The 25,954-nt window shown below is 75.2% G+C and carries 24 protein-coding genes; 7 read left to right on the top strand and 17 right to left on the bottom strand.

Annotated elements, in window-relative coordinates:
* Nucleotides 1–34: 34 nt before the first annotated feature.
* From KPF47_RS28610 to KPF47_RS28545, 14 genes are all read right to left on the bottom strand, one after another.
* A complete protein-coding gene (locus KPF47_RS28610; protein ID WP_224391909.1) occupies nucleotides 35–1,513 on the bottom strand; it encodes an aldehyde dehydrogenase in 1,479 nt (492 codons plus the stop codon).
* Nucleotides 1,514–1,523: 10 nt separating this feature from the next.
* Nucleotides 1,524–2,633 (bottom strand): NDMA-dependent alcohol dehydrogenase, encoded by a 1,110-nt coding sequence (locus KPF47_RS28605; RefSeq protein WP_224391908.1) that lies wholly within the window; start codon nucleotides 2,631–2,633, stop codon nucleotides 1,524–1,526.
* A gap of 131 nt (nucleotides 2,634–2,764) precedes the next feature.
* Nucleotides 2,765–3,715, bottom strand: coding sequence for a thioredoxin-disulfide reductase (trxB, locus tag KPF47_RS28600; protein ID WP_224391907.1), 951 nt, complete (start codon nucleotides 3,713–3,715; stop codon nucleotides 2,765–2,767).
* Nucleotides 3,712–5,298: an ABC transporter substrate-binding protein gene (locus tag KPF47_RS28595; protein WP_224391906.1), complete on the bottom strand. Its 1,587-nt coding sequence runs from the start codon at nucleotides 5,296–5,298 to the stop codon at nucleotides 3,712–3,714. Before KPF47_RS28595 ends, trxB begins: the two co-directional genes overlap by 4 nt.
* Entirely contained in the window at nucleotides 5,295–6,221 is a 927-nt protein-coding gene (locus tag KPF47_RS28590) for an SDR family NAD(P)-dependent oxidoreductase (RefSeq protein ID WP_224391905.1), read from the bottom strand. The genes KPF47_RS28595 and KPF47_RS28590 overlap by 4 nt, the downstream gene beginning before the upstream one ends.
* Before the next feature lie 11 nt (nucleotides 6,222–6,232).
* Nucleotides 6,233–7,222 carry an ABC transporter permease gene (locus tag KPF47_RS28585; protein WP_224391904.1) on the bottom strand — a complete coding sequence of 330 codons (990 nt, stop codon included), beginning with the start codon at nucleotides 7,220–7,222 and terminating at the stop codon, nucleotides 6,233–6,235.
* On the bottom strand, nucleotides 7,219–8,181 hold the full coding sequence (locus tag KPF47_RS28580; RefSeq protein ID WP_224391903.1) for an ABC transporter permease: 963 nt from the start codon (nucleotides 8,179–8,181) through the stop codon (nucleotides 7,219–7,221). The genes KPF47_RS28585 and KPF47_RS28580 overlap by 4 nt, the downstream gene beginning before the upstream one ends.
* Nucleotides 8,178–9,155, bottom strand: coding sequence for an ABC transporter ATP-binding protein (locus KPF47_RS28575; protein WP_224391902.1), 978 nt, complete (start codon nucleotides 9,153–9,155; stop codon nucleotides 8,178–8,180). The genes KPF47_RS28580 and KPF47_RS28575 overlap by 4 nt, the downstream gene beginning before the upstream one ends.
* Before the next feature lie 217 nt (nucleotides 9,156–9,372).
* Nucleotides 9,373–10,368 carry an ABC transporter ATP-binding protein gene (locus tag KPF47_RS28570; protein ID WP_224391901.1) on the bottom strand — a complete coding sequence of 332 codons (996 nt, stop codon included), beginning with the start codon at nucleotides 10,366–10,368 and terminating at the stop codon, nucleotides 9,373–9,375.
* A gap of 14 nt (nucleotides 10,369–10,382) precedes the next feature.
* Entirely contained in the window at nucleotides 10,383–11,426 is a 1,044-nt protein-coding gene (locus tag KPF47_RS28565) for a hypothetical protein (RefSeq protein WP_224391900.1), read from the bottom strand.
* Complete coding sequence (locus tag KPF47_RS28560) at nucleotides 11,423–12,004, bottom strand: UGSC family (seleno)protein (RefSeq protein ID WP_224391899.1); 582 nt, start codon at nucleotides 12,002–12,004, stop codon at nucleotides 11,423–11,425. Before KPF47_RS28560 ends, KPF47_RS28565 begins: the two co-directional genes overlap by 4 nt.
* Nucleotides 12,005–12,530: 526 nt before the next feature.
* Entirely contained in the window at nucleotides 12,531–12,995 is a 465-nt protein-coding gene (locus KPF47_RS28555; RefSeq protein ID WP_224391898.1) for a MaoC family dehydratase, read from the bottom strand.
* Nucleotides 12,992–13,894, bottom strand: coding sequence for an SDR family NAD(P)-dependent oxidoreductase (locus KPF47_RS28550; protein ID WP_224391897.1), 903 nt, complete (start codon nucleotides 13,892–13,894; stop codon nucleotides 12,992–12,994). Before KPF47_RS28550 ends, KPF47_RS28555 begins: the two co-directional genes overlap by 4 nt.
* A gap of 176 nt (nucleotides 13,895–14,070) precedes the next feature.
* Nucleotides 14,071–14,775, bottom strand: coding sequence for a response regulator transcription factor (locus KPF47_RS28545; RefSeq protein WP_224391896.1), 705 nt, complete (start codon nucleotides 14,773–14,775; stop codon nucleotides 14,071–14,073).
* Nucleotides 14,776–15,022: 247 nt separating this feature from the next.
* On the opposite strand from KPF47_RS28545, the gene KPF47_RS28540 reads away from it, so the two are divergent.
* The 7 genes from KPF47_RS28540 (at nucleotide 15,023) to KPF47_RS28515 (ending at nucleotide 21,765) form a co-directional block, all read left to right on the top strand.
* Nucleotides 15,023–15,892 carry an AMP-binding protein gene (locus KPF47_RS28540; protein ID WP_308015518.1) on the top strand — a complete coding sequence of 290 codons (870 nt, stop codon included), beginning with the start codon at nucleotides 15,023–15,025 and terminating at the stop codon, nucleotides 15,890–15,892.
* Entirely contained in the window at nucleotides 15,886–16,590 is a 705-nt protein-coding gene (locus tag KPF47_RS39255) for an AMP-binding protein (RefSeq protein WP_308015517.1), read from the top strand. The genes KPF47_RS28540 and KPF47_RS39255 overlap by 7 nt, the downstream gene beginning before the upstream one ends.
* 61 nt (nucleotides 16,591–16,651) lie before the next feature.
* Nucleotides 16,652–16,783, top strand: coding sequence for a hypothetical protein (locus KPF47_RS39250; protein ID WP_255660524.1), 132 nt, complete (start codon nucleotides 16,652–16,654; stop codon nucleotides 16,781–16,783).
* Nucleotides 16,784–16,812: 29 nt separating this feature from the next.
* Entirely contained in the window at nucleotides 16,813–17,658 is an 846-nt protein-coding gene (locus KPF47_RS28530; RefSeq protein WP_224391895.1) for an ABC transporter substrate-binding protein, read from the top strand.
* A gap of 61 nt (nucleotides 17,659–17,719) precedes the next feature.
* Nucleotides 17,720–18,124: a nitroreductase/quinone reductase family protein gene (locus tag KPF47_RS28525; protein WP_224391966.1), complete on the top strand. Its 405-nt coding sequence runs from the start codon at nucleotides 17,720–17,722 to the stop codon at nucleotides 18,122–18,124.
* Nucleotides 18,125–18,187: 63 nt separating this feature from the next.
* On the top strand, nucleotides 18,188–21,094 hold the full coding sequence (locus KPF47_RS28520) for a BTAD domain-containing putative transcriptional regulator (RefSeq protein WP_224391894.1): 2,907 nt from the start codon (nucleotides 18,188–18,190) through the stop codon (nucleotides 21,092–21,094).
* A 134-nt stretch (nucleotides 21,095–21,228) separates the two neighbouring features.
* Nucleotides 21,229–21,765: a DUF4333 domain-containing protein gene (locus KPF47_RS28515; protein ID WP_224391893.1), complete on the top strand. Its 537-nt coding sequence runs from the start codon at nucleotides 21,229–21,231 to the stop codon at nucleotides 21,763–21,765.
* A 236-nt stretch (nucleotides 21,766–22,001) separates the two neighbouring features.
* On the opposite strand, the gene KPF47_RS28510 is transcribed toward KPF47_RS28515, so the two are convergent.
* The 3 genes from KPF47_RS28510 to obgE are packed head-to-tail and all read right to left on the bottom strand — an operon-like array spanning nucleotide 22,002 to nucleotide 25,885.
* Complete coding sequence (locus KPF47_RS28510) at nucleotides 22,002–23,240, bottom strand: methyltransferase domain-containing protein (protein ID WP_224391892.1); 1,239 nt, start codon at nucleotides 23,238–23,240, stop codon at nucleotides 22,002–22,004.
* A gap of 25 nt (nucleotides 23,241–23,265) precedes the next feature.
* Complete coding sequence (gene proB, locus KPF47_RS28505) at nucleotides 23,266–24,378, bottom strand: glutamate 5-kinase (protein ID WP_224391891.1); 1,113 nt, start codon at nucleotides 24,376–24,378, stop codon at nucleotides 23,266–23,268.
* 7 nt (nucleotides 24,379–24,385) lie between these two features.
* A complete protein-coding gene (gene obgE, locus KPF47_RS28500) occupies nucleotides 24,386–25,885 on the bottom strand; it encodes a GTPase ObgE (protein WP_224391890.1) in 1,500 nt (499 codons plus the stop codon).
* Nucleotides 25,886–25,954 lie beyond the last annotated feature (69 nt).

Raw genomic sequence — 25,954 nt, 5'->3', positions numbered from 1 at the left:
CACCCGCAGCCGCACCCCGGTGCCCGCCGTCCGCTCAGCCACGGATCGACACCGTCTTCACCTGGGTGTGCTCCAGCACGGCGTCGGCGCCCATGGTCCGGCCGAAGCCGCTGCGCCGGTAGCCGCCGAACGGCCCGCCGATCACCCCGGCGCCGAGCGCGGCGTTCACCGCGACCTGCCCGGCGGCCAGCCCGCGCGACATCCGCACGGCACGGCCGACGTCGCGGGTCCAGACCGACGCGACCAGCCCGTAGTCGGTGCCGTTCGCGACGTCGAGGGCCTCGGCCTCGTCGTCCACCGCGAGCACCGACAGCACCGGGCCGAAGATCTCCTCGCGGGCGATCGTCATGCCGGGGTCGACGTCGTCGAACAGCATCGGTTCGACGAAGAACCCGCGGTCCAGTCCGCTCCCGGGCGGCGTGCCGCCGCCGGTCACCAGCCGAGCGCCCTCCTCGCGTCCGGCGCGGACGTAGCCGAGCACCCGGTCCCGCTGCCGGGCGTTGATCAGCGGCCCCATCCGGGCCCGTGCGTGCCAGGGGCCGACGCTGACCGCCGCCATCTCGGCGGCGAGCCGTTCCACCACCTCGGCGCGGATCGACCGGTCCACCACGACCCGGGACCCGGCGGCGCAGATCTGGCCGGTGTTCAGCGTGATGCCCGCGACGATCGCCGGGATCGCCCGGTCCAGGTCGGCGTCCGGGAACACCACCTGCGGGGACTTGCCGCCCAGCTCCAGGTGCAGCGGTACCAGCCGTCGTGCGCAGGTCGCCATCACCGCGGACCCGGTCTCCGGGGAGCCGGTGAAACCGACCCGGGCGACGTCGGGGTGCGCGGGAAGGGCGGCGCCGGCCTCGTGGCCGTAGCCGGTGACGACGTTGACCACCCCCGGCGGGATCCCGGCCTCGCGGGCGAGCCGGGCCAGCGCGAGCGGGGTCAGCGGGGCGTCCTCGGCCGGTTTGACGACCACGGTGTTGCCCGCGGCGATCGCAGCGCCGGTGTCGTTGGCGAACATCGGGCCCGGGGCGTTCCACGGGATGATCGAGGCGACGACGCCGTAGGGCTCGCGCAGGGTGAGACCGAGGACGTCCGGGGTGTGGGTGGGTAGCGAGAGCCCCTGGACCTTGTCGGCCTGCCCGGCCAGGAAGGTGAGCATCCGAGCCATCGGCGGCGGGCCCCAGTGCGGCCGCCCCACCTCACGGGACTCCAGCCGGTCCAGCTCGTCGGCGTGCCGCTCGACCAGCTCGGCCCAGCGCAGCAGCAGCCGCCCGCGCTCGGTGGCACTGGTGTCGCGCCAGGCCGGGAACGCCTCCCGGGCGGCCGCGACGGCGGCGTCGACGTCGGTGGCGGTGCCGCGCGGCACCCGGCCGACGACCTCGCCGGTGGAGGGGTCGAGCACGTCGATCGTGCGGCCGTCCGCGGCGGGCACCCAGGCGTCGCCGATCAGGTGGGTGGCCCCGGCGGTCGGTCCGGCGCCGGTATCGGTGTCCGTGCCGGCCGTCGTGTCGGTCGTCATCGTCGCCGCCTCAGTGCTCGTGGACGATCACGCCGCGGACGTTCCGGCCGTCCGCCATGTCCGCGTAGCCCTGGTTGACCTCCTCCAGGCGGTACCGCCTGGTGATCAGCTCGTCCAGCTTGAGGTCGCCGGAGCGGTAGAGGTCGAGCAGTCGGGGCACGTCGTGCAGCGGATTGCAGGCGCCGAAGATCGCGCCCTGCACCCGGCGCTGGTAGCCGATCAGCATCCCGGACGGCGCCCGGACCGAGCCGTTACCGACCGCGGTGACGGTGACCTGGCCGGACTTCCCGGTGACCGCCAGCGCGCGGGCGATCACCTCGTCGTGCAGCACACCGACGGTGATGATCGCGTGGTCGGCGAGCTCGCCCCAGGTGGTCTCGACGACGAACTCGTGCGCGCTCTGCGCGTCGGCGAAGGTGTGGGTGGCCCCGAAGACCTTCGCCATGTCGCGCTTGAACGCCACCGGGTCGACCACCACCACATTGCGGGCACCGGCGAGCCGGGCGCCCTGCACCGCGTTGGCCCCGACCCCGCCGCAGCCGTAGACGACGACGGTCTGCCCGGCACGGACCCCGGCGGCGTGCACCGCCGAGCCCCAGCCGGTCGGTACGCCGCAGCCGACCAGGGAGGCGACGTCGAACGGGATGTCGTCGGCGATCGGGATGCAGGAGAACTCGGAGACCACCGCGTACTGGGAGAACGTGCCGAGCACGCAGAGCCCGCCGAGGTCCTCGCCGTCGAGGTGGAACCGGAAGGTCCCGTCCGGGAACTTACCGGTGGCGGCGTTCTTCCCGGCGTCGCACAGGTTCTGCCGGGCGGTGGAGCAGTACCGGCAGGAGCCGCAGGCCGGTATGAAGGAGCACACGACGTGGTCCCCGACCTGCACCCGGGTGACACCGGGACCGATCGCCTCGACCACCCCGGCGCCCTCGTGCCCGCCGACGACGGGCATCCGCATCCGCGCGTCGCCCTTCTGGATGTGGTCGTCGGAGTGGCAGAGCCCCGCGGCGTGGAACCGGATGCGGACCTCGTTGGCGCGCGGGTCGTCCAGCTCCACGTCGGTGATCTCCCACGGCGTCCCCGGTGTGCGGCAGATCGCGGCTCGGGTCGTCATGCCCATGTCGGCTCCTGTGTGTGGGAACGGATACGGCCGCCTCGGCGGAGGTCCGGGGCCCGGAAGGGAATGTGGGCCGGGTCACCGGCTCGTGCCCTCACGATGCCGCCCTCCCGGCGGGTGCCGGGAGGGCGCTTTCACGTCGTGGAAGGACGGTCCACGCGGGCCCCGGCCAGCCAGCGCTCGGCGTCGATCGCCGCGGCGCAGCCCGACCCGGCGGCGGTGACCGCCTGCCGGTAGTACCGGTCCACCAGGTCACCGCAGGCGAACACCCCGTCGACGGCGGTCCGGGTGGTCCCGTCGAGCGTGCGGACGTAGCCGTCGGGGTCCAGGTCGAGCCGGTCGGCGACCAGCCCGCTGCGCGGGTCGTGGCCGATCGCGACGAACACCCCGGCGACGTCCAGCCCGGACTCCGCGCCGTCCCGGACGTCGCGCAGGCGCAGCCCGCCGACCGCGCCGTCGCCGGTCACCGCGACGACCTCGCGACGGGTCGCCCAACGGATCGCGGGATTCGCCCGTGCCCGCTCCAGCATGATCCGCGACGCCCGGAAGGTGTCCCGGCGGTGCACGACCGTGACGCTGCGGGCGAACCGGGTGAGAAAGTGCGCCTCCTCCATCGCGGAGTCCCCGCCACCGACGACGGCGACGTCCCGGTCCCGGAAGAAGAACCCGTCGCAGGTCGCGCAGGACGAGACCCCCCGCCCGAGCAGCTCCTGCTCCCCCGGCACACCGAGGTAGCGCGGCGCGGCGCCCATCGCGAGCACCACCGCACGGGCCCGGTGCACCTCGCCGTCGGTCACGATCTCCTTGACCGGGCCGTCCAGCCGGATCTCCCCGACGTCGCGGGGCCGCAGATCGGCGCCGAAGCGCTCGGCCTGCGCCCGCATCCGCCCCATCAGGCCGGGCCCGTCGACGCCGTCGGGGAAGCCGGGGTAGTTCTCCACGTCGGTGGTGGTCATCAGGGCGCCGCCGTGACTGGAGCCCTCGAACACCAGCGGGGCCAGCCGGGCCCGGGCGGCGTAGACCGCCGCGGTGTACCCGGCCGGGCCGGACCCGACGACGACGAGATCGTGTACCCCGACGCTCACGGCGACGCAGGCTGGTCGCTGAGCCACACGTCGGCGAGCCGGCGGCCCTGGTGGATCGGCACCGGGAACAGGTCCCGGGTCCGCGAGGAGAAGATCGTGTAGTCGAACTTCTGGATCGGGAACAGGCCCTGCACGATCTCGGTCTCCATCCGCCTCTGCATGGCGCGGTGCAGCTCGCGCCGCTCGGCGTCGTCGGTGGTGGTCCGGGTCCGGGCGTAGCCCTCGACGAGTTCCGGGTCGTCGACGAGCGCGTAGTTCTCGATGTAGCCGGGCATGAAGTCGCGCCAGGTCTGGTCGGGCAGGTGCACGGTCCGGAGTGCCTTCGTCATGGCGAACTCGTGGGTGCGCCGGCGTTCGATCCCGGTCCCGGGGTCGACGGTCTCGATCGTGACGTCGATCCCGACCTCGGCCAGGTCGGCCTGCATCCACTGGGCCTCGCGCACGTCCTCGTCGTCGACCCGCTGGACGAGCAGCGTGGTCGTGAAGCCGTCAGGGAGACCGGCCTCGGCGAGGAGCCGGCGGGCCTGCTCGGGGTCGAACGGGCGGATCTCGCGGACCTCGTCCTCGGACAGTGCTGCGTCGGAGACGTCGGGACGCAGGATGGAGGTGAGGTTGAACGAGCCGCGGACGGTCTCCCCCATGCCCTCCCAGTCGATCGCGAGGGACACCGCGCGGCGTACCCGGACGTCGTCGAACGGCTCCACGCGCGGGTTGAGGTAGAAGCTCACCGGCGCGCCGGGCGTCTCGGTCACGGTGTGGTCGCCGTCGCGGAACTCGTCCGCCACGGTGACGTCGCTGGTGGTGCCCACGTCGAGGCGGCCGCTCCGCAGGGCCGCGGTGGTCGCCGCCGTGTCGTTGATGACCGGTCGCCGGACCTCGTCGAGGTACGGGCGATCGGGAACGTGGTAGTCGGGATTGCGCCGGAGCACCCACTCGACGTCCGGGGTGTGCTCGGCGAGCAGGAACGGCCCGGTGCCGATCGCCACCGTGTCCAGGTCGTAGCGCCCCTCGATCCCTTCCCGGGGAACCATCAGGAAGGTGTGGTAGGCCACGTACTCCAGCAGCGGGGCGAAGGGCCGGTCCAGGGTCAGGACGACGGTGTGCTCGTCCGGCGCCTGCACGGTCCGCACCGCCTCGAGCATGTAGGCCTGCAGGCCGCGCTCCTTCATCGCGGTGATCGTCGCGACGACGTCGTCGGCGACGAAGGGCCGGCCGTTCACCGGCTCGACGTCGTGCCAGGTGACGTCCCGGCGCAGGTGGAAGGTGTAGGTCAGACCGTCCTCGGAGACCTCCCACGACTCGGCCAGGTCGCCCTCCAGCTCCATCTCCGTGACGTCGGGGCCGGTGCGCCAGTCGAGCAGCTTCCCGTAGACCGAGCCGGAGATCAGCCCGGTGGCGCTCGGGTCGGAGCTCTCCAGCGGGTTCAGGTCGGTGGACACCTCGGCCGGCAGCTGCCACACCAGCGAGCCGCCGGGACGCGGGTCCCCGACCGGCTCGTCGTTGCCGCCACCGCCACCGGCCCCGCAGGACGACAGCACCAGCGCCGCGGCCAGCAGCAGCGCCGCGGCGCGACCCGGTCTCACACCGTCTCCCGGTCGAGCTCGCCGGTCACGTCCAGACCGACCAGCGGGACCGGTCCGGCGAGGTCACCGGCCGCCGCCGGGACGTAGGCGAAGTTCTTCGCCCGGGCCCCGCCGTCGACGACGAAGTCCTGACCGGTGATCAGCCGGGCCTGGTCCGAGCACATCCAGGCCACGCAGTGCCCGATGTCGGTCGGGGTGCCGGTGGTGCCCATCGGCACCATGGGCACCCGGTCGCCGCTCCAGCGGGCGGGCCGACGCCACGGCTCGTCGCCGGTGCCGCCGCCGATCCCGTTCCGCGGCCGGTCCATGACCGACTTCCCGTCCGGTCCGGTCAGGGCCGGGTTGTCCGGGGTCGGCGCGGTCGGGGTGAAGGAGTTGACCCGGATCCCGTAGGGGGCGAGGTCCATCGCCGCGGCCCGCACGAAGTTGTTCACCCCGCCCTTGTGGAAGGCGTAGGCGATCACCCCGGCCGAGCCGGACCAGCCGTTCGACGACGAGACCAGCACGATCGAGCCACGGGTACCGCGCTCGGCCATGTGCCGCCCGACCGCCCGGGTGTTGAGGAAGCTGCCCAGCCCGGCGACCCGCACGGCACGGTCGAAGAACTCGGCGCTCTCGTCGAGCACCCCCTTGCCGCCGAGCAGGGCGGCGTTGTTGACCAGGATGTCGATCCCGCCCAGCTCGCCGACGACCCGGTCGACGTAGCCCGCCACCTGGTCCTCGTCGGTCACGTCACCGGGGACCGCGATGGCCCGGCCACCGTTGCGCTCGATCCGCTCGACGGCGGCGGCCGCCGCGTCCGGGTCGATGTCGTTGCAGGCCACGGTCGCGCCGTAGCGCGCCAGCGCCAGGCCGATCCCGCCGCCGATGTTCGGACCGGCTCCGGTGACCAGGGCCACCTTCCCGGCGAGTGAGATGTCCACTGTGCACGCTCCTAGTCGGGTCGTCGGTCGGTGGGGTCGGTGGCGTCGAGCTCCTCCGCCGCCCGGGCGAGGGCGGGGGCGAGGCGGGCCGGCGGGCGGGGCCGCCACCACCGCCGGGACTCGGCGAAGGTGGCGTGCTGCAGGCGCGGGTCCAGGTGGTCGCGCAGCGCGTCGCCGAGCAGGTTGAGGCTGAACACGGCCAGCGAGAGCAGGACCGCCGGCACGACGATCAGCCACGGCGCGCGCTCCACGTACCGGACGCCCTCGGAGAGCATCAGTCCCCAGGACGGGGTCGGCGGCGGCGCGCCGATGCCGAGGAAGCTCAGCGCCGACTCGGCGATGACGACTCCGGCGAAGATCAGGCTGGCCAGGGTGAACACCGGGGCGACGATGTTCGGCAGGACGTGCCGGGTCAGGATCCGGCCGGTCCCGGCACCGGTGGCCCGGGCCGCCTCGACGTAGCGCTCCTCGCGCACCCGCAGCGTCTCGCCGCGGGCGATCCGGTTGAACGACGGTGTGATCACCACGGTCAGCGCGATGATCGTGTTGCGCACCGAGGGCCCGAGGATCACCGCGATGAACAGCAGCAGCACGATGCCGGGGATTGCCTGGACGGCGTCCATCACCCGCTGCAGGACGATGTCGACGCCCCGGCCCGCGTAGCCGGAGACCACCCCGATCGTGGTGCCCAGCACCAGGCTGACCGCGGTGGTCACCACCCCGATCAGCAACGAGGTCCGGGCGCCGTGCAGCGAACGGCTCAGCACGTCCCGGCCGAGGTCGTCGGTGCCGAGCAGGAACCGGGCGGACGGGCCGTCGAGGATGTCCCGGCGGAACTGTTCCAGCGGGTCGTACGGCGCCACCAGCGGCGCCAGCAGCCCGGCCAGCACGAACAGCATCAGTACCGTCAGCGCGATGCCGCCGAGGGGCTGGGCGCGGACGAACCGGGCGACGGCGCCGGGGACGGCGCGCAGCTGCGCGGGGGTGGCCGGCGCGCTCACGAGAGTGCCCGCCCGGTCCGGATCCGCGGGTCGACCAGCGCGTAGAGCAGGTCGATCACGATGATCGTCACCACGAACAGCCCCGCGTAGAAGATCGTGCAGGCGACGACCACCGGGTAGTCGCGCTCCAGCACCGCGGAGTAGATGAGCTGCCCGGTCCCCGGGATCCCGAACATCTGCTCCAGGATCACGGTGCCACCGAGCACCGTCGCCAGCTCCAGGCCGAGCAGCGTCAGCACCGCGATGGTGGAGTTCCGGGCGGCGTGCTTGCCGACGACGGTGCGCTCCCGCGCGCCCTTCGCACGGACCGTGCGCACGTAGTCCGACCCCAGCGACTCCAGCAACGACGACCGCGCCATCCGCGCGGTCCCCGCCATCCCGGCGGTGCCCAGCGCGATCACCGGGATCGCCATCTGCTGCATCCAGTTCACCGGGTCCTCGGTCAGCGGCCGGTAGGCCAGCGGTGGCGACCAGTTGAGCCAGACCGCGCACGCGGTCAGCGCCAGCAGCGCGACGACGAAGTTGGGCACCGACAGGAACGCGACCGCGAAGCTCCGCACGGCGGCGTCCAGCGCGGAGCCGCGGGAGACTGCGGCCAGCACGCCCAGGGTGATGCCGGCGACGGTCGCGAACAGCATCGCCAGCAGGCCGAGCGAGACGGTGACCGGCACCCGTTCCAGGAACAGCCCGGTCACCGGTGCGCCGCCGCCGTAGAACGACCTGCCGAGATCACCGCGTGCGACACCGGCGAGCCAGTTCCCCAGCTGCGTCCAGACCGGCACGTCGAGGCCGAACTCGGCGCGCAGGGCCGCGACCTGCTCCGGGCTCGCGCCGGACTCGGCCAGCTGCATCGTCACCGCGTCGCCGGGGACCAGCCGCACGAGCACGAACACCAGAGCGGTCACCAGCGCCATCACCACACCGCCGTAGGCGAGCCTGCGCAGGACGTAGCGCGTCACGGTCGCACCGCCCCTGAGGTCCGTGCGCCGGCCAGCAGGCAGGCGACGTCCCGGTCGGCGACGACCCTGCGCAGCGCGGGCCGTTCCTCGCGGCAGCCGGCCTCGGCCTGCGGGCAGCGGGTGTGGAACCGGCACCCCGGCGGCGGGTCGATCGGGCTGGGCACCTCGCCGACCGGCGTGACGTCCTGGGCCGGTCCGGCCGCGGCCAGGTCCGGTACGGCGGACACGAGCATCCGGGTGTAGGGGTGCTGCGGGTCCCGCAGCACCGCGTCGCCGTCCCCGCGTTCGACGATCTCGCCGAGGTACATCACGCAGACCTCGTCGGACATGTAGCGGACGACGTTCAGGTCGTGGGCGATGAACAGGTAGGACAGCCCGCGCTCGGCCTGCAGGCCGCGGAGCAGGTTGAGCACCTGGGCCTGCACCGAGACGTCCAGCGCGGAGACCGCCTCGTCGCACACGATGAGGTCCGGGTCGGTGGCGAGCGCGCGGGCGATCCCGATCCGCTGGGCCTGACCGCCGGAGAACTGGTGGGCGTACCGGTTCAGGTCGCGCGCACCCAGCCCGACCCGTTCGAGCAGCTCGACGACCCGGTCGGCGAGCGCGGCCCCACGGGCCATCCGGTGCACCACGAGCGGCTCCCCCACCGCCTGCAGGACGGTCATCCGGGGGTTCAGCGAGCCGTTCGGGTCCTGGAAGACGATCTGCATCCGGCGTCGCAGCCGGCGCAGCGTCGCGCCCGAGGCGGCGCCGAGATCGGCGCCGTCGAACGACAGCGTCCCCGAGGTCGGTTCGAGCAGCCGCAGCGCGAGCCGGGCCACCGTGGACTTGCCGGAACCCGACTCGCCGACCAGGCCGACCGTGCGGCCGCGCGGGATGCTCAGCGACACGCCGTTGACGGCCTGCACGACCCCGCGCCGGCTCCGGAAGTGCTTCACCAGGTCGTGGGCCTCGAACAGCGCCGGCCCGGTCACCGGGCACCGGCCGGGACGCCCACCGGCACACGCCCGGTCCGGTCGGTGGTGGTCTGACACATGTGGGTCTCCCGTCGGACTCCGTCGGCCGTGTGCTGCGAGAGGCTAGGAATCGCACCCAGCCGGTCACCAGACCGTCTTCCACCAGGGAGAAGACAGGCCGCAGGGTGCGGTGCGCGTCGCGGTCCACGCCGCGACGGATGACGTGGCAGCCCTGTCATCGGGCGCCGCCGCCCGGGGCCCCGGTCGGCGCCGGGACGCGGCCCGCGTCCTCGGCCAGCCAGCACCGGCTGATCCGGCCCTCCCCCGTCCGGACCACCGGTGGCACCTCGGTGCGGCACCGCTCCACCGCCTGCGGGCAACGCGGATGGAACCGACAGCCGTCGGGCATGTCGGCCGGGTTCGGCACGCTCCCCGGGATCACCGTCAGCAGCTCGTCTCGTCCGGTGTGGACGGTCGGGACGGAGCCGATCAGCGCCCGGGTGTAGGGATGGGTGGGCGCGCTCAGCACCTCGGCGACGGCGCCCCGCTCGACGACCTGGCCCGCGTACATCACCACCACCCGGTCGGCCATCCGGGCCACCACCGACATGTCGTGCGTGATGAGCAGCAGTGCCGCGCCGTGCTCGCGTTGCAGCCGTCGCATCAGGGCCAGGATCTGCGCCTCGACCGTGACGTCCAACGCCGTCGTCGGCTCGTCGGCGATCAGCAGCTCCGGATCGCAGGCCAGCGCCATCGCCACCCCGACCCGCTGTTGCTGACCGCCCGACAGCTCGTGCGGATAGGACCGCATCCGGCGTTCCGGGTCCGGCAGCCCCACCTCGCGGAGCAGCTCGACGGCAAGTCCCCGGGCCTGCGCCCGGCCGACCGGCCGGTGCACCCGGATCGCCTCGACGACCTGGTCCCCGACGCTGAACAGCGGGTCCAGCGCGCTCATCGGGTTCTGGAACACCATCGCGATCTCGGCGCCGCGCAGCCGGCGCAACCGCTCGGGACCGGCACCGGCGATCTCCTCGCCCCGGAACGACACCGACCCGCCCGCGATCCGGCCCCTGCCGAGCAGCCCGAGCACCGCCAGCGAGCTGACGCTCTTGCCCGATCCGGACTCCCCGACCAGCGCGACCGTCTCACCCGGCCCGACGTCGAACGAGACGCCGTCGACCACCCCGAGCGCACCGGCCGCTGTCGGGAACTCGACACGAAGGTCCCGCACGTCCAATACCGGGTTCACGCCGCGGCCCCGCCGACGTGAACCGGGTGCGTGGTGCGCGACCATCCGCCGAAACCGAACGGCCGCACCACCAGCGACATCCCGGCGTTGCGGGCGCCGGTGACGACGATCGGCAGGTGCTCCGGCTCGGGCACCATCGGGAACGGGGCATCGTCCGGCGCGTCCCCGGCCACCCGGCCCTTCCCGGCGGCCCGCAGGTCGGCGGCGGTCCGCACGGCGTGCTCGCTGATCCAGGCGGCGACGTCGGCCTTGCCGAACCCGCCGTCGGCCAGCAGTGTGGCGTGCTCGACGCCGAGCAGCAGGCCGGCCGACGACCGTCCACCGACCACCGTGCCGGTCCGGGCCACCGTGTCCGCGATGTCGCGGAGCAGGTCCTCCGGGTCGGTTGAGTCCCGGTTGTCGACGAACTCGCAGGTCCGGATCAGCATCGCCGAGACCGACCCGGCGCCGGGCACGGCGCCGAGCTCCACCGAGAGGGGCTCCCAGGGGCTCTGCTCCTCGTTCTCGCCCACGCACACCGCGAACCGGCCGGGCAGCCCCTGGGTGGCCTGGTCCAGCTCGTGCGGGCGGATGCCGAGCACGTTGCGCACGGTCAGCCCGATCGCGCGGGCGATCGTCGCGTTCGCCCGGAAGCCGGGCCCCACCGAGCCGCCAGCCGAGTTGATCCCCAGCTCGGCCCGCACGTCGCCGTTCACCACGACCAGCGGGGCCGGGCCGCTGGTGCTCTGCCAGCCGCCGCCGGTGACGACCCGCTGGGCCATCAGGGCGTCCCACGCGGCCAGCACGACGGGCAGGTACTCCGGGCGGCAGCCGGCCATTGCGGCGTTCACCGCGACCCGTTCGACTGTGCACTCCCGGCCCAGGCTCCCGGCGTGCGCGACCACCTCGCCCGGATCGCGCGGGGTCGCCGCGAGGAACTCGTCGCGGGTCGCCGCGGTCACCGGGACGACCGGCAGGCCGTCGGTCCAGCCCTGGTCGTAGGCGTGCTCGACCGCGGCCCGGGCGATGTCCACCGGATCGACGGAGGTCGCGGCGCTCACCGGACACCCGCCCCGGGGTGGTCCGCGCCGTTCCCGGGCGGGCCGCCCGGTCCCACCCGCGCGTGCAGCAGCCGGACCAGCCCGGGCAGCACCTCGCCGGCCCGGGCCGCGACTCCGGCGGCGTCGAGCGAGGCGACCGGGTGCGGCACGACCGCGTAGTCGTAGCCGGGGCTGCCGCGCAGCCCGGCCATTGCGTCCGCGGTCGTCCGGAAGGCCTCGCTGACCAGCACGGCGGCCGGGACCCCCGCCGCCTCGAGCGCGATGCCGTCGGTGACGGCGGACGCGCTGCACGATCCGCAGTCGCCGACCCCGACGAGCACCACGTCGCACCGCTCGACCAGGTCGGCGAGGACCTCCGGTGCGACCGGATCGTTGATGTGCGGCTTGACGTGCCGGGCGGCGGGCACCGTGCCGTACTGCTGTGCGAACCGCTCCGCGACGGCGTCGAGCAGCTCCGCCGCGTTGCGCTTGGTGTTGAGCAGCAGGCCGAGCCGCAGCCCCGCCAGGTCCGCCGGGCGTGGCGCGAGCGCCGCACCCGCCGGGGCGACCGGATCGGCTGCCCCGGTCGGATCGATCATGGTCTCGAACATGGCGGGTCCCGTCGTCGGAACTGAGGGGTCCCGGGCACGCTAGGAACCCGCCTCGGGGCCCACCAGACCGCCTTTCACCGGGTGAAAGGGGTTCGGACCTGCGCGACGGGCCGACGTGGCGGCCACGGGGCGTTCGTGCCTCACCCACCACCCGCGGTGCTGCCCGACGCCGGGGCCGTCGGCCCGCCGGCGCGACCCCGGGTCGCCCGACAGTGACTACGCGATGGGTGCCGACGGCCCGTCGATGTCGACCGTCCACCACGACCGAGTCCGGGGTGCCGTCGCCGGCCGCGGTGGACCCGGGCGCCCCGCTCGGCATCGCGGTGCCCGACGTCCGTACGGCGGAGTCCGCACGACCACCGTCGAGCCGCACGGTCAGGTCGCGGTGCGTGCGGTCGGCGGCCCCGCCGTACAGCGGGACGGCGTGCGGACACCACCACCGGTCCGGCCGGCGGACCGCGACGTCCTGGTCCCGGCTCCGGGGCGGGCGCGCCGTCGCGCGCCCGCCCCGTTCTCACTCCAGGTGCCGGGTCAGGAACGTGACCACGCAGGCGGGTTTGGCGGCGCCCTCGACGGTCATCGTCATCGTGATCGTGACCTGCAGGCCACCGGCCACCTCGGTGACGTCGTCGAGGACCGCGGTCGCCCGCAGCGTCGACCCGGTCGGCACCGGCGACGGGAACCGCACCTTCTCGCAGCCGTAGTTCACGACCATCGAGAAGCCGTCCAGCCGCAGGATGTCCGGCAGCAGCCGCGGCACCAGCGACAGGGTCAGGTAGCCGTGCGCGATCGTGCCACCGAACGGTGTCCCGGCGGCCCGCTGCGGGTCGACATGGATCCATTGGCGGTCGCCGGTGGCCTCGGCGAACAGGTCGACGTCGTGCTGGGTCACCGTGACCGGGCCGCTCTCGCCGAGCACCTCGCCACGCGGCAGCGCCCGGACACCGTCGAGGCCGGTCGCGACCGTCGGGGCGCTCACCGGGTGCCACCGGTGGCCGCGGCGGGCAGCGCCTGGGTGAAGTCCTGCAGCGGCGCGTCCGCGAACTCCGCGGCCACCGCCTCGGGGCTCCAGCCGCCGTCGCGCCACCGCTCGGCGACCTCCTCCGGATGGGTCCACAGCGCGATCCGGTCACCACCCGCGGCGATCGCCTGACCGGTCACGTGCGCGGACGCCGCCGACGCCAGCCACACGACGACCGGTGCGGCGTCGTCCGGTGTGCCCAGCCCCGTGCGCCGCACCTCCGGCGGCACCGGCTCGTCCCGGCCGACGGCCTCGACCAGCTCGCCGAGCCCGGGGATCGTCGCGACCATCCGGGTCAGGGCGGTCGGCAGGATCGCGTTGGCGGTGACGCCGATCTTCGCGTGTTCCACCGCCCAGGTCCGCATCATCGCGACGATCGCCCCCTTCGACGCCGAGTACGCGCTCTGGCCGAAGCTGGCCCGCTGCCCGGCGGGTGACCCGACCAGGATCAGCCGGCCGCCGTCGCCCTGTTCGCGGAACCGGGCGGCCGCCGCCCGGCCGCAGGTGAAGGTGCCGCGCAGATGGCTGCCGACGACGAGGTCGAAGTCCTCGTCGGTCGTCCTGCGCAGCGTCCGGTCCCGCAGCGCCCCGGCGTTGGTGACCATCGCGTCGAGCCGCCCGAACTCGCCCACAGCACGTCCGACCAGCGCGTCGGCGACCTCGGCCGTCCCGACCGCCCCGGGTTCGGCGACCGCGCGCCCACCGGCGTCGGTGATCAGCGCGACCGTCTCGTGGGCGACGGCGGCATCGAGGTCGTTCACCACCACCGCGGCGCCCGACGCCGCCATCGCCCGGGCGTACGCCCGGCCCAGCCCTCGTCCCGCTCCCGTCACCACGGCGACCCTGCCGTCGAGCATCCGTACCTCCCTCATCCGTCCCGCCGTGCGACGCCCGGACCGGGTGCGCTCGTGCGGGCACCCGGATCAGGCGCCCGGTGGGCGCTCGTCCGGGCGCGGGCGTGCTCCGCCCCGGAGTCCGACGCTAGGGACCCACCGAGGCGACGGCGGTGGTCCGGTGTCCCGGCCGCGCTACGTCATCCGTCGTAGCCGGCCGGCCGGCCCCGCGGTGGGACGAGCCCTTCCCGGACCGCGACCAGCGCCGCCTGGGTGCGTGAGGTGAGCTGCAGTTTGCGCAGCACGTTGCCGACGTGCTTCCGCGCGGTCCGCTCGCTGATCAGCAGCTGGTCGGCGATCTCCAGGTTGGACCGGCCCTGGGCGACCAGCATCAGCACGTCCCGCTCGCGGAGGGTGAGTGCGCCGAGCCCGCTCGCCGGCGAGACCATCTCCCTGGTCAGCTGCCGGGCGACCCTCGGGTCGAGGAGCACCTCACCGCGGGCGGCGGCCCGGACCGCCGCGGCCACCTCGCCCGGGCCGGCGTCCTTCAGCAGGTAGCCCGACGCACCACTGCCGAGTGCGGCGTGCACCCGTTCCCGTTCACCGAAGCTGGTCAGCACGACGACCCGCACGCCCGGGAAGCGCTCGACGATCAGCGCCGTCGTCGTGGCGCCGTCGAGGCGGGGCATCAACAGGTCGATCAGGACGACGTCGGGCAGCGCCCGGTGCACGGACATCGCGCCGAGCCGGTCCAGCACCTCCTGCCCGTCACCGGCCTCGCCGACGACCTCGACGTCGTCGAGGGACTCCAGGTAGGCACGGACCCCACGGCGGACGACGGCGTGGTCGTCGGCGACGAGGACCGTCACCGGGGTGGTCGTCGGGGACCCGGTCGGTGCGTCCACTCGCAGCGCCTCCGCTCGGTCGTCCCGGGGCTCCGCCGCCGCCCGGAGGTCCAGCATGGCAGCCCGGTCCGCGTAGCGGCCCGGACTACGTCATCCGTCCCGGTCCGCCATGGTCGGACGACCGCCCCGGTCACTGTCATCGGCCGATCGCCGCCCGGTGGGCGGCTCCCTAGCCTGGGTCCGTATGGACGTCGCCTTCGGTACCGTGTGGGAAGCCCTCGCCGCCCGGATCCCGGACGCGACGGCCGTGAGTGAACCCGGGGCCCGGTGGACCTACGCCGAGTTCGACGACCGTGCATCGAGACTCGCGACCGCACTCGACCGCGCGGGAGTCGGGGCCGGGGACACGGTCGCCTGCTACCTGTACAACGGCTCGGCCTACCTGGAGACGGTGTTCGCGGCGTTCAAACTCGGCGCGGTCCCGGTGAACGCGAACTACCGCTACACCTCGGCCGAGCTGACCTCGCTGCTCGACGACGCGGGGGCCGCCGCGATCGTGTTCAGCGGGTCGCTCGCCCCGAACGTCGCGCACGCGGCGGCGCACCTGCCCTCGCTGCGGCTACTTGTCCGCGACGGTGACGCGCCTGGCGCCGACCCCGGTCCGGACGCGGCCGACCTGTCCGCGATCCGCCGCACCACCCCGCCCCGCCCGCACAGCCCGCGACCGGGCTCGGACCGGCTGTTCATGTACACCGGCGGGACCACCGGACGGCCGAAGGGCGTCGTGTGGCGCCAGAGTGATCTGCTGCACGGCATCGCGGTCGCGGTGTTCGGCCCGCTGGGCCGGGACGCCCCGCCCGAGGGCCTCGACGACGCCGTGGCTCTCGCGGTGTCCGCCCGTGCCGAGGACCGGTCGCCGGTCACCCTGCCGGTCGTGCCACTGATGCACGGCACCGGACTGTTCAACACCCTCGGTGCACTGCTCGTCGGCGGCCGGGCGGTGTTCGCCCGCCCCGGCAGGCTCGACCCACCGCACGTCTGGCAGACCGTCGCCGCGGAACGGGTCCAGACGATCGTGGTCGCGGGCAACGCGGTCGCCGCCCCCTGGTCGACGAGCTGGCCAGAGCCGAGCGCGCAGGCGCACCACACGACCTCTCGTCGCTGCGCGTGGTGCTGAGCTCGGGCACCGCGCTCGGCGACCGGCTCAAGCAGGCGCTGCACGAACGCACCGCGCTGACCGTCACCGATGCCATCGCGGCCAGCGAGGGCGGCCCGTTCGCCTTCGCGGTGACCCGCTCGGTGCACGACCTGCCCGCGCAGTTCCGACCGGTGCCCGCCACCCGGCTGATCGCGGACGACGGCCGGGTGCTCGCCCCCGGCGAGCCCGGGACCGGGGTCCTCGCCTACCGCGGCCCGCTGCCGCTGGGCTACCACGGCGATGCCGAGCGCACTGCCGCGACGTTCCGGTTCGTCGACGGGGTGCGCTACGCCGTGCCGGGCGACCTGGCCGAGCTGACCCCGGACGGAGTCATCCGGTTCCTCGGCCGCGGCGCCGGGGTGATCAACACCGGTGGCGAGAAGGTGCACCCGCAGGAGGTCGAGGACGTGCTGCTCGCCGACCCGGCGGTCGCCGACTGCGTGGTCGTCGGGGTCCCCGACCCGGTGTGGGGCCAGCGGGTGACCGCGATCGTAGTCTCCCCCGGCGCGGATCCGGAACTGCCCGGACGGCTGCGCGAGCGGGTCCGCACGGTACTGGCCGGCTACAAGGTGCCGCGCACCGTGGTGGTCGTCGACGAGCTGCCCCGCACCCCGACCGGCAAGATCGAGATCGCCCGGGCCAGGGAGCTGGCCGGGGCGGTCCCGTCCGCCGGGTGAGACTTCCTCGCCGTGCCCGTTCTCTGATAGAAGGTGAGCCTCACCTTACCTGAGGAGAACGATGAGGCCCCGTGGAACCACGCTGCTCGCGGCGCTGCTCGGTGCGACCCTGGTCCTGACCGGCTGCGCCGCCTCCCCCGGCAGCACCGGCACCGCCCCGGCGACGCCGACCGACGGGCCGCGTTCCCGGTGACCGTCCGGCACGCCTTCGGCGAGACGACGGTGCCCGCACCCCCACAGCGGGTCGTCGCGCTGGGCATGAACGACCTGGCCGTCGCCCAGGCCGTCGGCGCACCGGTCGTCGGCGCGGTTCGCAGCTCCGGCGACAGCGGTCCCGCGCTGCCCTATCTGGACGCCCTTCCACCCGAGGTGCTCGCGATCGAGCCGGAGGGGTCGCTGCCACTGGAGCAGATCGCGGCGTTCCGGCCGGACCTGGTCCTCGGGGTCTCGGCGTTCCAGATCACCGACCGGGCCGGCTACGACGCGCTGTCGCGGATCGCGCCGACCGTCACCTACGCCGAGGGCCTGTACACCTCCTCCATGCAGGACGACGCCCGCCAGATCGGGCGGGCGCTGGGCCGCGAGGACGCCGTCGGGACGCTGGTCGCCGAGGCGGAACGCCGGATCGCCGAGACCCGTGACCGGCTGCCCGGGCTCGCCGGGAAGACCTACCTCTACGGGCAGGCGCGCGGGGAGATCCTGCCGATGGTGGTCGGCGAGCAGAACCAGTCGACGGTGTTCCTGCGGTCGCTGGGACTGGAGGTGCCGGCCTCGTTCCGGGACGCGCCGGCGAGCGACGCGCTGGCCCCGGGCACGGTCGGGGTGTCCTACGAGGAGATCGGCAGGCTGTCGGAGGCCGACCTGCTCCTGATGACCTTCGCGGGGCCGGGCGACCGCACCAGGTTCGAGGGCGACGAGCTGGTGCGCCGGGTGCGCGCGGTGCGGGAGGGCACCTACACACCGGTGACGCTGGACCAGGCCATCGCCCTGCAGGCGCCGAACGTGGTGTCGGTGGGCTGGCTGCTCGACGGGCTGCGGCCCGCGCTGGAGAGGGTCGCGACGAGCTGACGAGCCGGCTACCCGCCGGTAGGCTCGGGTCGTGAACCCACCCGACTTCGCGCTCAAGGCCATGAACGCGGGCCACCGTCTGCTGATCCGGCTGACCGGCGGGAAGGTCGGCCACTCCGCCGGAGGCATGCCCGTCGTCGAGCTGACCACCCGCGGCCGGCGCTCCGGTGAGCCGCGCACGGTACTGCTCACGGCACCCGTCCACGGCGACGGGCGCTACGTCGTGGTCGCCTCCCGGGGCGGCGACGACCGCCACCCCGCCTGGTTCCTCAACCTGCGTGCGGACCCGGACGTCGAGGTCGCCGTGCAGGGCGGGCCACGCGTGCCCATGCGCGCCCGGATCGCCGACCCGGCCGACCGCGCGACGCTCTGGCCGCAGATCGCCGGGAAGTACCGCAACTACGCCGGCTACCAGCGCAGCACCACCCGGGAGATCCCGCTGGTCCACCTGGAGCCGCGCGGCTGAGAGGCCACGCATCATCAGGGCAGATGATTCCGGAGGTCCGGATCATCTTCGTAGGGTCGGGGCATGTCCGGTCCTGCCGTGCCCGCGGAGGCGGTACCCCCGCAGGCGTCCCCGCTGCAGCTCTCGGTCCTCGGCGGTGTGCGGGCGAGCCGTGACGGCGACGACCTGGCGCTCGGCGGGCCGCGTCCGCGGGCGCTGCTCGCCGCACTCGTCGTCGCCGCCGGGCGTCCGGCCACCGAGGACCTGCTGATCGACGCCGTCTGGGACTCCGAACCCGCCCCGGCCGCGAAGCAGGCGCTGCACACCTACGTCGCCCGGCTGCGAGGTGTCCTTGAGCCCGGCCGCTCGGCCCGCGGGGCCGCGACGGTGCTGGTCCGCGGCAGCGGCGGCTACGCCCTGGCCGTCCGGCCCGAGCAGGTCGACGTGTGGGCGATGCGCGAGCTCGCCGCCCGCGGCGCGACCGCACTGGCGCAGCGACGCCCGCACGAGGCGGTGTCCGTGCTGGACCTGGCGCTGGCCACCGGCGACGGCACCCCGTTCGGCGACCTCGCCGCCCGCGCCTTCCTGGCCGCCGAGGTGGCCGCGCTGACCGAGCTGCGCGTCGGCATCCGCGAGGACCGGGCCGCCGCCGCGCTCGCCACCGGCGAGGACGTAGCGCTGCTCGACGACCTCGCCGCGCTCACCGCCGAGTACCCGCTGCGGGAGCGCGCGTGGGAGCTGCGGGCCCGCGCGCTCTACCGCGCCGGGCGCCAGGCCGACGCCCTCGCGGTCCTGCGGACCGCGCGGGACCTGCTCGCCGAGGAGCTCGGCGTCGACCCGGGGCCCGGCCTCGCCGCGACCGAGCGGGCGGTGCTCGCCCACGACCCGGAGCTGCTGCACCGGGCCCCCGCCGCCGACGCCCCGGCGCCCGCCGCCGGGACCGCCCGCAGGCCGCTGCCGGTGCCGTCGACGGCGCTGCTCGGCCGCGACGACGACCTCGTCCGGCTGCGCGCGGCCCTCGACGCCCACCGGCTCGTCACCGTCGTCGGCCCCGGCGGGGTGGGCAAGACCCGCGTCGCGCTGGCCGTCGCCGCCGACGCGGGCGGGCCGGTGTGGTGGACCGAGCTCGCCGATCTCGCGCCGGGGACCCCCGGCGCGCTGCTCGCCCCGGTCGTCGCCGAGGCCACCGGGGTGCTCACCGCCCAGGGTGCCGACCAGCTCGCCGCCGCCCTGGCCGGCCCCCCCGGCCTGCTGGTGCTCGACAACTGCGAGCACGTCCTCGACGCCGTCGCCGAGCTGCTCGGCACCCTGCTGCCCGCCTGCCCCGGTGTGCGGGTGGTCGCGACCAGCCGCGAGCCCGTCGACCTGCCCGGCGAGCAGCTGCTGGAGCTCGCGCCGCTGTCCTCCGCCGCGGCCGAGCAGCTGTTCCTGGACCGCGCGTCGGCCGCGGCGCCCGGGGCGGCCCCCGTCGGCGGCGACCGGGCCCGCGTCGCCGAGGTCTGCGCCCGGCTCGACGGGCTCCCGTTGGCCGTCGAGCTGGCGGCGGCGCGCAGCCGCACCCTGTCGGTCGGCGAGATCGCCGACGCCCTCGACGACCGGTTCTCCCTGCTCGTCGGCGCCGGGCGGGGCACCCCCGCCCGGCACCGGAGCCTGGAGCACACGATCGCGCTGTCGGTCGACGACCTCGGCCCTGCCGACCGGCGGCTGTTCGGGGCGCTGTCGGTGTTCACCGGCGGGTTCGACGCGGCCGCGGCCGCCGCCGTCGCCGGGGTGCCGGTCCGCGACGGGCTGGCCACGCTCGTCGCGAAGTCCCTGGTCGGCGTCGACACCGGCGCACCGGGCCCCCGCCGGTTCGCGCTGCTGGAGTCCCTGCGTGCCTTCGGCGACACCCTGCTCGACGACGCCGCGCGTACGGCGGCCCGCACCGCGCACCTGCGCTGGGTCCTCGGTGTCGTCACCGAGGCCGACGCCGCCTGGCTCGGCCACGACGCGGCCCGCTGGTTCGGGCGGGTCCGCGCCGAGCAGCCGAACGTGCGGGCCGCGTTCGGGGCCGCGCTCGCCGACGGGAGTACCGCCGCGGTCGACGACGCGCTGCGCCTGGCCGGGGTGCTGGGCTGGTACTGGTACCGCTTCGGCCGGGTCGCCGAGGGCATCGGGTGGGTCACCGCGGCGCTGGCCGCGGCCGGGCCGGACGCCGACCCGGAGGCCGTCGGGCTGGCGCACTTCGCCTCCGGTCCCCTGCGCTACCTGGCCGGTGACCCGGCCGGGGCGGCCGCCGACGTCGCGGCCGGGCTGGAGCGGATGGACCCGGCACGGCACCCGACGAAGGTCGCCCGCGGGCTCGCGTTCCGCGCCTACCTCGCGGCGGCGACCGACCCGGCGGCCGCCCAGGCCCTGCTCGGTGAGGCGCTCGCGGTCTCGCGCGCCGCGGGCGACGGCCCCGGCGAGTCCGAGACGCTGATGGCCGCCGGGCACCTCGCACGGCTCGGCGGGGACACCGCGACGGCGCTGGACCTGCTGCGGTCGGCGGTGTCCGTCGCCCGGCGGGCCGGGCACGGGTTCGCCGACGGGTCCTCGCGCTGGCACCTGGTGAAGGCCCTGCTCGACCGTCGCGACCCGGCCGCGCTGGACGAGGCGGAGTCGCTCGTGCGGTTCCTCGGTGGCGAGCCCGACGTGACGTCCTGGCTGGTCGCGACGCACGCCCTCGCGGGCGCGCTGGGACAGTCCGGGGACGGCGTGCGTGGCGCCCGGCTGCTCGGGGCGGTGTCCGCGGTCGGCGGCGAGGTCGGCTACCGGCCCGAGGACATGGACCCGCAGGACTCCGAGCGCAACGTCGCGCTGGTCCGGGCCGGGCTCGGCGGGTCGGCGGAGCGGTACGCGGCCGCGTTCACCGAGGGCGTCGCGGGTGGTCGGGAGGCGATCGCCGCGGTCCTCGACGAGCTCGGCGACGAGGGCACCGTCGCCGCCCGGGCGGTGGGCCGGAGCGCCTGAGCAACGCTCCGCGGGACCGCGTGCAGGACCCTGCAAGGCCGCTGCAAGTGGACTGCCAGTGGCCCACCGCAGAGTTCGTGGTGTTCGCCCCACCGGCCGCCCGGGCCGCCGGGGCCACCACCCGAGGAGACACCATGAACGCCACCCTGCGCAGCCTCGCCCGGCTCGGCCTGGTCGCCGCGGCGACGAGCACCGTCCTGTTCGGCACCACGGCCTGCAGCCTCGCCTCCGTCCCGGCGGACAGCGTCGAGCAGCAGATCGTCAGCAAGCTGGGCGCGCAGGGCGTGTCCCTCGACAACGGGAAGGCCGACTGCGCCACCGACCTCGACGCGACCGTCGGGGCGAGCCAGACCTGCGAGTTCCACTCCGGTGGCCAGCCGGTCGGCGCGGTCGTCACCGTGACCGCCGTCGACGGGGACACCGTCTCCTTCGACATCACCACCGAGCCCCGCCCGGTGCCGAGGGCGCTGCTGCAGGACACGGTGGGCTCGCTCGTCGCGCAGAACGCCGGCGTCCCGATCGACGCCACCTCCTGCGACGGCGACCTCGCTCCGACCACCGGGCAGGCCGTCGGCTGCCGGGTCACCTCCGGCGAGGACTCGATCGACGTGCGCGCGACCGTGACCGAGGTCGAGGGCGGCCTGGTCAACTTCGACGTCGAGCAGGTCTGAGTCGTGCCGGTCCCGACGACGCCGGGGACCACGACCGCCGCTCCGCCGCGGACGCCCCGGTCACGGTGAGCGCCGTGACCCGGGCGACGTGGGCGGTCCGGCGGCGCGCCCGGGGCCCGCCGCCGGAGCGCCCGGGGACGCCGGGTGGGCCGGGGCACCGGGCCACGGATCCCGCACCGCGGCAGCGCTGCGGGGGCGTGTCGCCCCGGGCCCGGCTCCGGGCCGCGTCCCGTGCCTCAGCCGGCCGTGCCCCACTGCAGGGTCAGCCGGGTACCGGCGCCGTCCACCACGACGTGCCCCGCGCCGGTGCCACCGGGCCCGGTGGCGCCCTCCGTACCGTCCGCGGGGTCCTCCGCCAGGGACGGCACGACGGCCTCGACCCGCAGGTCCGCCGCGTGCGGACGGCCCGCGTCGACCCACCCCGCGACCAGCCCGGCCAGCCGCTCGGCGGCGAGGTCGCCGTCCGGCCCGCAGGAACGCACCGTGGCCTCCGGGGCCGCCAGCAGCAGCGCGCAGCCGTCGCCCGCGACCAGGCCCAGTGTCGCCCGGACACCGCCGAGGTCGAACAGGGCCGGGGCGGCCCAGCCCTCCGGCGGGCCGAACAGCCGCACCACGCCCGGGTCGGCGACCGCGCACCACAGGCCGAGGCCGTCCCACAGGTCCGCGACCGAGCCCGCCGCGGCCACGGCCCGGTCGGTGCCCGCCCCGGTGGTCGCGCGGGCCAGCGCCCGCGGGTCCGGGACGTCGGCGTCGTCGGAGGCGCAGGCGGGCTGCACCCGCCACCGGCCGTCCGGCAGGGCGACCTCGGCCCCGGGGTCGGCGCCCGCCCCGCGCAGCCGGACGAACGCGCAGCTGCGCACCGACCGCGACCGCAACCGTCCCGGTGCGGTGTGGGTGAACGCCACCGACAGCTGGCTGCCGCGCACCGTGAGCGGCAGCAGCAGCCGGCCACCGGGCGCGAGCTGGGCGACCCATTCCGGCCGGACGCCGGTGGAGCCGACCGTGAGCTCGATACGGTCGTAGGGCGCCGCGGGCGGGTGTCCGAGCGCGCCGTCCCCGGCGACGACCTCGACCCCGTCGAACCCGGCAGCGTCCAGGTTCGCCCGTGCCCCGGCGACGAGATCGTCGTCGATGTCGAGGGTGGTCACGACCCCGTCGGGTCCGACGAGCCGCCCGAGCAGGGCCGCGTTCCAGCCCGCACCCGCACCGATCTCCAGCACCCGGTGTCCCGGGCCGGCCCCGAGCTGTTCCAGCATGATCGCGACCATCGAGGGCTGGGAGACCGAGCTGACCGTCACGCCGTCGTCGACCTTGATCGGGACGGCGACGTCGGCGTAGGCCTCCGCCGGGTCGAGGCCGGGCAGGAACAGGTGGCGCGGTACCGTCTCCAGTGCCGCACGGACCGCGGGGGTGCGCACCCGGCCGTCGCGGACCAGGGACGCGACCAGCGCGGAACGGGCGCGGTCGGCCGTCATGCGGGCATTGTGCCCGTGCCTCCGTCTAGAGCAGAACCAGGTCGTCCGCGTGGACGAGTTCGCGCCGCTGCTCGGGCGGCAGCTCGCGGGTCCGGCGGCCGATCATGTGCGGCAGCTCGGTCGCGTCGTAGGAGACGACCCCCCGCGCGATGGCCCGCCCGCCGGGTGCCAGCAGCTCGACGACGTCGCCGGCGTCGAAGTCGCCGGACACGCCGTGCACCCCGGCCGCCAGCAGCGAGCGGCGACGACGGCGGACGGCCTCGACCGCGCCGTCGTCGAGGTCGAGGGCACCGCGGACGTCGGCGGCGTGCCGCAGCCAGAACCGGCGGGCGCTCATCCGGGTCCCGGCGGCGCGGAACACGGTGCCGACCACCGGGCCGTCGTCGGTCGTGGCCAGGGCGTCGCCGACCCGGTCGGCGGAGGTCAGCAGCACCGGGATCCCGGCCGCCGACGCCGTCGCCGCCGCCTCGACCTTGGTGGCCATCCCACCGGTGCCCAGCCCCGAGCCGGGACGGGTGACGCTGACCCCGGCGAGCTCGGCCGGGTCCTCGACCTCGCCGATCAGCGACGTCCCGGGGTCACGCGGGTGGCCGTCGTAGAGGCCGTCGACGTCGGAGAGGAGCACCAGTGCGTCGGCGCCGACGATGTGCGCGACGAGCGCGGCGAGCCGGTCGTTGTCGCCCACCCGGATCTCGGCCGTGGCGACGGTGTCGTTCTCGTTGACCACCGGCAGCGACCCGAGCTGCAGCAGCCGCTCCAGGGTGCGCTGGGCGTTGCGGTAGTTCGAGCGCCGGATCATGTCGTCGGCGGTGAGCAGGACCTGGCCGATGCCCTGCCCGTGCCGGGCGAACGACGCCGAGTAGGCGTGGGCGAGCAACAGCTGCCCGACCGACGCGGCGGCCTGCTGGGTGGCGAGGTCGCGCGGGCGTCGGCGCAGCTGCAGCGGCGCGAGCCCGGCCGCGATCGCCCCCGACGAGACCAGCACGACCTGCGCCCCGGCGGCCCGGCGCGCCATCAGGGCGTCGACCAGGGCGTCGAGCCGGGCCGGGTCGAGCCCACCGGTCAGGCTCGTCAGCGACGACGACCCGACCTTCACCACGATCCGCCTCGCCGCACCCAGGGCGGCGCGCGTGCTCACGCGGGACTCACTCCTCGATCTCACGGTCCGAGGAGTAGCGGGCGCCCGCGGCGAGCTCGGCGTCGGACAGGTGGGCGCGGCGCGCGCCCCGGGCGCGCTTGCGGTCGGCGGCACCGACCCGGTCGTTGCCCTCCAGCCGGACGTCGGTGCCACGCCCGGTGAGCAGGGCGGCGACGCCGGCCGGGGTCGACGGCTCCCAGTCGAAGGTGACCTGGCCGATGGTGACCGGGCAGCCGGGGACGGCACCGGCCTTGGCCAGCGCCTCCTCCACACCGAGCCGGGCCAGCCGGTCGGCGAGGTACCCGACGGCCTCGTCGTTCTCGAACGCGGTCTGCCGGATCCACCGCTCGGGACGCTCGCCGCGCACGACGAACCCGCCGTCGAGCTCCGGGTCGGGCGTGATGGTGAACCCGGTGTCGTCGACGGCGCGCGGGCGCAGCACGATCCGGCTCGGCTCGGCCTCCGGGCCGGCGGCGCGGGCCGCGGCGACCCGCTCGGCCATCGCGAAGCTCAGCTCCCGCAGCCCGGCGCGGGACGCGGTGGAGATCGCGAAGACCGGCCAGCCGAACCGCTCGGTCAGGTCCTCCCGGACCATGTCCACCAGCTCGGCGGCATCCGGGACGTCGATCTTGTTCAGGGCGACCAGGCGGGGACGCTGGTCGAGCCGCTCCCCCAGCGCGCCGGTACCGAGGGCCTCGGCGTAGTGCGCCAGCTCGGTCTCCAGCGCCTCGATGTCGGACACCGGGTCGCGCTCGGTCTCGAAGGTCACGCAGTCCACCACGTGCACCAGCACCGAGCAGCGCTCGATGTGGCGCAGGAACTCCAGGCCGAGGCCGCGGCCGTCGGCGGCGCCCGGGATGAGCCCGGGGACGTCGGCGACGGTGAAGGTGTCGTCACCGGCACTGACCACACCGAGCTGGGGAACCAGCGTGGTGAACGGGTAGTCGGCGATCTTCGGGCGGGCCGCGGACAGCGCCGCCACCAGCGAGGACTTGCCCGCGCTGGGGAACCCGACGAGGCCGACGTCGGCGAGGCTGCGCAGCTCCAGGGTCAGCTCGACCTCGTCGCCGGGCTCACCGAGCAGCGCGAAGCCGGGGGCCTTGCGGGCGGCGGAGGACAGCGCGGCGTTGCCGAGCCCGCCCCGGCCGCCCTCGGCGGCGACGAACCGGGTGCCGACGCCGACGAGGTCGGCGACGACCTCGCCGTCGGCGTCGAGCACGACGGTGCCGTCGGGCACCCGCAGCTCCAGGTCCGGGGCGTTCGCACCCTGTTTGAACGCGCCCTGCCCCTGGGTGCCGCTCTTGGCGACCGCGCGGGGACGGTGGTGGTAGTCGAGCAGTGTGTGCACGCCTGCGTCGACGACGAGCACGACCGAGCCGCCCCGGCCGCCGTTGCCACCGTCGGGACCGCCGAGCGGCTTGAACTTCTCGCGGTGCACCGAGGCGCAGCCGTTGCCCCCGGCCCCCGCGGTCGCGTGCAGCACGACGCGGTCCACGAACCGGGACATGACGGTGCTCCTCTGTGGTCGAACCGCGGCCGGACCGCGGTGGGTGGTGACACGACGAACGGCGGGCCC

The organism is Pseudonocardia sp. ICBG1293 (assembly GCF_020131355.1).
GTDB lineage: Bacteria > Actinomycetota > Actinomycetes > Mycobacteriales > Pseudonocardiaceae > Pseudonocardia.
The sequence above is the reverse complement of the archived record's forward strand: the minus strand, read 5'-3'. Positions and strand labels throughout refer to the sequence as shown.